The organism is Pseudomonas sp. GW456-E7 (genome assembly GCF_059424105.1).
Genome location: NZ_JBWKZB010000029.1, coordinates 78,319 through 85,075 on the forward strand (window position 1 = coordinate 78,319; position 6,757 = coordinate 85,075).

The 6,757-nt window shown below is 53.6% G+C and carries 7 protein-coding genes; 4 read left to right on the forward strand and 3 right to left on the reverse strand.

Annotation, left to right across the window (positions count from 1 at the left end):
* Window position 1 precedes the first annotated feature (1 nt).
* Both AC07YV_RS18820 and AC07YV_RS18825 read left to right on the forward strand, forming a co-directional pair.
* A complete protein-coding gene (locus AC07YV_RS18820) occupies window positions 2–1,069 on the forward strand; it encodes a phosphotransferase family protein (RefSeq protein ID WP_102700560.1) in 1,068 nt (355 codons plus the stop codon).
* Window positions 1,070–1,205: 136 nt separating this feature from the next.
* On the forward strand, window positions 1,206–1,973 hold the full coding sequence (locus tag AC07YV_RS18825) for an SDR family oxidoreductase (RefSeq protein WP_007976320.1): 768 nt from the start codon (window positions 1,206–1,208) through the stop codon (window positions 1,971–1,973).
* 187 nt (window positions 1,974–2,160) lie between these two features.
* Here AC07YV_RS18825 and AC07YV_RS18830 read toward each other — a convergent pair whose 3' ends face one another.
* On the reverse strand, window positions 2,161–3,168 hold the full coding sequence (locus tag AC07YV_RS18830) for an Ig-like domain-containing protein (protein ID WP_102700559.1): 1,008 nt from the start codon (window positions 3,166–3,168) through the stop codon (window positions 2,161–2,163).
* Window positions 3,169–3,313: 145 nt separating this feature from the next.
* Between AC07YV_RS18830 and AC07YV_RS18835 the strand changes: the two genes are divergently transcribed.
* Complete coding sequence (locus tag AC07YV_RS18835; protein ID WP_102700615.1) at window positions 3,314–3,964, forward strand: SDR family oxidoreductase; 651 nt, start codon at window positions 3,314–3,316, stop codon at window positions 3,962–3,964.
* Window positions 3,965–4,026: 62 nt separating this feature from the next.
* Here the strand turns inward: AC07YV_RS18835 and AC07YV_RS18840 are convergent, their stop codons facing one another.
* Together AC07YV_RS18840 and AC07YV_RS18845 are read right to left on the reverse strand one after the other, a co-directional pair.
* Window positions 4,027–5,028 (reverse strand): hypothetical protein, encoded by a 1,002-nt coding sequence (locus AC07YV_RS18840; protein ID WP_102700558.1) that lies wholly within the window; start codon window positions 5,026–5,028, stop codon window positions 4,027–4,029.
* A 236-nt stretch (window positions 5,029–5,264) separates the two neighbouring features.
* A complete protein-coding gene (locus AC07YV_RS18845; RefSeq protein ID WP_102700557.1) occupies window positions 5,265–6,272 on the reverse strand; it encodes an Ig-like domain-containing protein in 1,008 nt (335 codons plus the stop codon).
* 123 nt (window positions 6,273–6,395) lie between these two features.
* Here AC07YV_RS18845 and AC07YV_RS18850 point away from each other — a divergent pair.
* A partial coding sequence (locus AC07YV_RS18850; RefSeq protein ID WP_494990339.1) for a hypothetical protein occupies window positions 6,396–6,757 on the forward strand: 362 nt, incomplete at its 3' end.

Below are 6,757 nucleotides of genomic sequence, written 5' to 3' on the forward strand. Positions count from 1 at the left end.
CATGGCGCTTACTGACCAGTCCACCCGTATCCGCACCGGCGAAGAGCTCGATGCCAGCCTGATTGATCCATACCTCAAGGCCCATATTCCGGGGCTCAGCGGTTTGCCGAAAATCAGCCAGTTCCCGGGCGGCGCGTCGAACCTCACTTACTTGCTGGAATACCCCGAGCAGGAATTCGTCCTGCGTCGCCCGCCCTTCGGCCACAAGGCCAAGTCGGCTCACGACATGGGCCGTGAATTCCGCATCCTCAATCAACTGCGCGACGGATTTCCGTACTGCCCGAAAGCCTACGTGCACTGCACCGACGAATCGGTGATCGGTGCCGAGTTCTACGTGATGGAGCGGGTCAACGGCATCATCCTGCGTTCCGACCTGCCGCCGGAGCTGGGGCTGGATTCGGCGAAAACCGAGGCCCTGTGCAAGAGCTTCATCGACAAGTTCGTCGAACTGCACCAGGTCGACTACAACGCCTATGGCCTCGGTGACCTTGGCAAGCCGCAAGGCTACGTGGCGCGGCAGATCAAAGGCTGGAGCGATCGCTACGAGAAGGCCCTGACCCCCGATGCGCCACAATGGCAAACGGTGAAAGCCTGGCTCAACGACAAGATGCCGGCCGACCATCCGACCTCCAGCATCGTGCACAACGACTACCGCTTCGACAACGTCATCCTCGACCCGGCCAACCCGATGCAAATCATCGGCGTGCTCGACTGGGAGCTGACCACCCTGGGCGACCCGTTGATGGACCTGGGCAACACCCTCGCCTACTGGATCGAAGCCGATGATCCGGCACCGGTGCAGATGATGCGCCGCCAGCCAAGCCACGCGCCGGGCATGTTGACCCGCCGCGAGTTCGTCGATTACTACGCCCAACGCTCGGGCATCCAGATCGACAATTTCGATTTCTACTACACCTACGGCCTGTTCCGCCTGGCCGGCATCGTGCAGCAGATCTACTACCGCTTCTACCACGGCCAGACCCAGGACAAACGCTTCGCGCAGTTCATTCACATGAACAAGCTGCTGGAGCAGATGAGCCTGCAGGTCATCCAGAAATCCAGCCTGTGACCGTACGCGATCCCTGTGGGAGCGAGCCTGCTCGCGATGATCGTGAACGATAACGCGCACTGACCGGCTTCAACTGAACAGCATTGGCCGCACCCGGCATTTGACTCGATAACAAGACTTTTCATAAGGGAATCCCATGTCCAAGACTCAGTTGTTCGACCTCGACGGCAAGATCGCTTTCGTCTCCGGCGCCAGCCGTGGCATCGGTGAAGCCATCGCCAAACTGCTGGCCCAGCAAGGCGCCCACGTGATCGTCTCCAGCCGCAAGCTTGAAGGCTGCCAACACGTCGCCGACGCCATCATCGCCGCTGGCGGCAAGGCCACCGCCATCGCCTGCCACATCGGCGAAATGGAACAGATCAGCCAGGTCTTCGCCGGCATCAAGGAACAGTTCGGCCGCCTCGACATCCTGGTCAACAACGCCGCGACCAACCCGCAGTTCTGCAACGTCCTGGACACCGACCTCAGCGCCTTCCAGAAAACCGTCGACGTGAACATTCGCGGGTATTTCTTCATGTCGGTCGAAGCCGGCAAGCTGATGCGCGAAAACGGCGGCGGCAGCATCATCAACGTCGCCTCGATCAACGGCGTTTCGCCGGGGATCTTCCAGGGCATCTACTCGGTGACCAAGGCGGCAGTGATCAACATGACCAAGGTGTTCGCCAAGGAATGCGCGCAGTTCGGGATTCGTTGCAATGCCCTGCTCCCGGGCCTGACCGACACCAAGTTTGCATCGGCGCTGGTGAAGAATGAGGCGATCTTGAACACGGCGCTGCAGCAAATTCCGCTCAAGCGCGTGGCGGATCCGAGTGAGATGGCGGGGGCGGTGCTTTACCTCGCCAGCGATGCTTCAAGCTATACGACAGGAGTTTCGTTGAATGTGGATGGTGGTTTTTTGTCCTGATTCGCGTCACGCCTGGAATAAAAAGGCAGCCCGTGGGACCGATGGGGCTGCCTTTCTACTGGTTGAGCAATCATTCAGGCGAATCCTGAACATCAATACTCACCCATTGGCGCATTCTGATGGTCGACGTGAGCACCTCGATCTTCGCTTGCTCCACTTTGAAGGCGGTTACTGAAGTTGGTGTTGCTTAGTTCTCGCCTCCTGTAATCCTCACCAGCAGTTCGAGCGGTGTTGCCCCCACAGGAAGCGCTGCTACCGCTTTGATTACACGCACGCCAGGAGTACTGAAGCGCAAGCCGGTCGAAAGGGCTATCCCGTTGGCGTCAGTTTTATACTGGGATGGCTCGTGTTCAGGGGCTGTAAACGTCACATCCACACCCACTGCAGGAGAGCCATCTGAATTCATGAGCCTCACCCTGAAAACAAGCCAAAAGTTACGAGGCAACACGACTTCACCAGGAGGCAACGGCAAGTCGACATTGAGCAGATCAAGGAATCGGAAAACCTCTCGACTCAACCGATTCGTCGGCGTTAAAAGTGACGCCCTTTCACCTTCGCTAAACAACTTCAACTTGAATATTCCGGATTGCAGCTGTTTGCCGGTTAACGTCCATTCATGCTTCGTGGATAGCTCACGAAGCTCTGGCACACAAGTGAAGTCACTGGGTACAACCCCTGATAGAGGCTCCACGTCAATCGCCAACGGTGCACCCGCCAGCAAATCTCCATTCTTGTACTCCAGCGTCAGTAGGTTGGGCTGCCCGGCAATGAAGTTTGCCCCGCGCGACGGCATCGCCTCGCCATTGAGCAAAACCGTTACCTCCTCCGCCAGATTGCTCGAAATCACCGCACTTTGATGTACCCACGGCACCTCCACTTCCCTACTGAAAAACACCAGGGTGATACGCCCGCTCTTGCCTGCGTCCGGGGTAATCTTCCATTCGAACTTGCCAAGGACGGGATCCACCCAATCGCCAAATGTCGGCGATGCAACGATGGTCAACTCTCCATTTTCAGGCAGCCCCAGGTTCAGCGCCCTGGCGATCGCGGGTGGGGCCTCCACCGTCACAACGTTCTCCTGCCCAAGGAGCAAAACGAGTTTCGCTCCCCATTCCACTTTATTGCCGTTGATCGACAACGTGGCTTGTTTCCAGGGGCTTGATGCAACCGTTGCGGCTTTTAGTTCGTCGGTCATGACGACATTTCCTTTTCAGCGTTGGACATAAAAAACAGTCCGTGAACTATCAGGAAAAATCGACAAGTTGAAAACAGCTATAAGTGATAGGCCACTTAGAACAAAACACGATAAACAGTCTAAATTTCCGTATCAAAGTCAGGTACTGAATGAAGTCAGTGCTCAACTCGACAGTTGGATCACTTTCGTCTCCGGCGCCAGTCGTGACATCGGTGAAGCCATCGCCTGCCACATTGGCGAAATGGAACAGATCAGCCAGGTCTTCGCCGGCATCAAGGAACAGTTTGGCCGCCTCGACATCCTGGTCAACAACGCCGCGACCAACCCGCAGTTCTGCAACGTCCTGGACACCGACCTCAGCGCCTTCCAGAAAACCGTCGACGTGAACATCCGCGGCTACTTCTTCATGTCGGTCGAAGCCGGCAAGCTGATGCGCGAAAACGGTGGCGGCAGCATCATCAACGTCGCCTCGATCAACGGCGTTTCGCCGGGGATCTTCCAGGGCATCTACTCGGTGACCAAGGCGGCGGTGATCAACATGACCAAGGTGTTCGCCAAGGAATGCGCGCAGTTCGGGATTCGTTGCAATGCCCTGCTGCCGGGCCTGACCGACACCAAGTTTGCTTCGGCGCTGGTGAAGAATGAGGCGATCCTGAACACGGCGTTGCAGCAGATTCCGTTGAAGCGGGTGGCGGATCCGAGTGAGATGGCGGGGGCGGTGCTGTATTTGACAAGTGATGCTTCCAGTTATACGACTGGGGTTTCGTTGAATGTGGATGGTGGGTTTCTGTCCTGATTCGATAGTTTGATGAAAAAAGGCAGCGATAGCTGCCTTTTTTATACAAAACAAGCTCACATCTATCTGTCTCTGATATGGATATTGATGACATCAACATGGTCGCCAACACCCGAAAACTTAAACATAAACTTACTCGACGAAGTGTGCAAATTCTTTGCTATATCCATTCTACTCACTATTGAACCGGGACCAACAGTGTAACTAAAAGGAGGCGCCGGCCGAACATTTAAAAACCCACCGCCTTCAACCTCAACGGTATCTCCTTCCATTTCTGGAGATACACTAACTAAAAAAATATGATTACCCCAATCCCCAATATCCGCCTGACCAACACCATCAATCATTTCAACTTCCTTGCCAGCCACACTATAGTTAACATCAATTTGTTTACACCCAATATAAATTGAATCTTCAAGAATCGAACAGTACAACTCCAACCTGAAAAAACCACGCCCAGCAGTAACACAACCAACATCCCATTCAAGATCAAATGTTTCATCACCAATAGCTGGAACACTTTCGACCTTCTCAGGGAATTGCTCACCTAAAACTTCATACCGCATAATGAATGCAAGCCCAACTACTGGACTATTTTGTTTTGCCACCAATTTAATGTTGCGACGATTCGTTCTAAGAAAAGCGATATCAGCATCTGAAGCATCTTTATCATCAACTTTTACTTCAATTTCATCAGCCAAGTTACTCGAAATCACCAGGCTTCGGTGCTCCCACGTTTCCTCCACTTCCCTGCTGAAAAAAGCCAGGGTGATACGACCGCTCTTGCCAGCCTCCGGTGTAATCTTCCAATTGAACTTGCCGTTGACGGGATCAACCCAATCGTCAAAATTTGGCGATGCAACGATGTTCAAACCGCCATTCTGAGGCAGTCCCAGGTTGAGTGCCTTGGCGACCTCGGGTGGGGCCTCCACCGCTACAACGTTTTCCTGCCCGCGAAGCAAAACGGGTTCCGCACCCCATTCCACTTTCTTGCCGTTGATCAATAATGTGGCTTGTTCCCAAGGGCTTGGTGCAACGGTTACGGTATTTAGTTCGTTGGTCATGACGACATTTCCTTTTCAGCGTTGGACATAAAAAACAGTCCGTGAACTATCAGGAAAAATCGACAAGTTGAAAACCGCTATAAATGATAGTTTTCCTAGAGAAAAACTCGATAAAAGCTCTAGATTTGTATGTACGGAATAAAAAAAGGCAGTCGATTGACCGCCTTTCTTCATTCCGATGATAAAATTCACTCTTTTTAACTTATCAAGTGAGACGAATATTGTTTGATCCGCTTTTAACTCTGTGGCAGAACATCCAAAAGCAACTTTGCCACATACTCTCGGCTATCGCTTGTCATTACCGCAGAACATTCTCGTTTGCCCACTGTCGAAAAAGAAAATGCCGAAGTCGCGATCCCATTAGAACCGGTAGTGCCGGTTTTTGGGGCGTCGCCCTGGACATTGAATGTCACAAGGGCACCCTCTACCGGAGAATTATCAGGCCTTCTTACCCGAACAACCATAAAGTAGATACCTGTGACTACGCCCACCTCAACCGGCGGTTGAGGTAGCTCTACATACTCGCCCCCAATCAACGCCAGGTACCTTAGCCTGAAAGCAGGCACCAATCGGTTAGCCGGCGTAAGCAACGCCGTCTGCTCTCCTTCATTGAAAAATTTCAGCCTGAATGTTCCCTCCTTCTCAGCACCGGTGATAGTCCACTCGTGCCCCCCGGAAAACTCTCGAAGAGGTGGTTCACTAACAAGATCCTCAGGTTCAAGCCCTCGCCCAGGAGCCCAATCGAGAGCCAGGGGAATACCATCCAATAGATTTCCATTCTTGCAAGTCAAAGCGACTTTTTTTGTTTTGCCGCCGACAAGATTCACACCGCCTGAAGGTAATTCAATACCGTCGAAATAAACTGTAACTTCATCGGCGAGATTACTCGAAATCACCACACTTTGATGTCCCCACCCCACATCCATTTCCCGACTGTAAAACACCAGGGTGACAGGGCCGCTCTTGCCCGGGGCCGGCGTAATCTTCCATTTGAACGTGCCTGAGTCGGGAAGCACCCAATCGCCAACTTTCGGCAATGCAACGATGTTCAAATCGCCTCCGTTCACGAGGTCCAGGTTCATCTCCCTGGCGATCTCGAGAGAGGCCTCCACCGTCACAATGTTCTCCTGCCCACGGAGCAAAACGACTTTCGCTCCCCTTTCCACCTTCTTGCCGTTGATCAACAACGCGGCTTGTTCCCACGAGCTTCGTGCAACGGTTGCAGCTTTCAGTTCGGCGGTCATGACGACGTTTCCTTTTCAGCGATGGACCTAAAGACAGTCCTTTAACTATCAGGAAAAACCGACACACCGGGAACTGTCATAAATGACAGATCAACTAGAACAAATTGCGATAAAAAACCGCTGATGATTTACAAATCATTCAAGTTTTTTGAGGACGCCGGTCAACAAGTGCCGGATCACCCCGTCGCCCAAGGCGACGATGAAGGCAATCACCATCACCCCGAGCAGGTCGAGGTTGCTGCGCATCGCGCTGATCGCGCCTTCAATGGCGAATTCCGCCGTACCGGCAAGGTCGGCGATCAGTACGGTGCTCTCGACACGGGGGCTTCAACGAAGACAGCGCCGGGTTTATTGCGTAACGCAGCGAGTCGTGGTGGTGACTCGGGTCACCTCGCCGTTTTCAGCCCGCACATCGCCCAGTACGTCGGTTTTATCCATGGCCTGGCAGGTGCGTACAGGAGGGGGTGGCGTGACCGTTGGAGGGG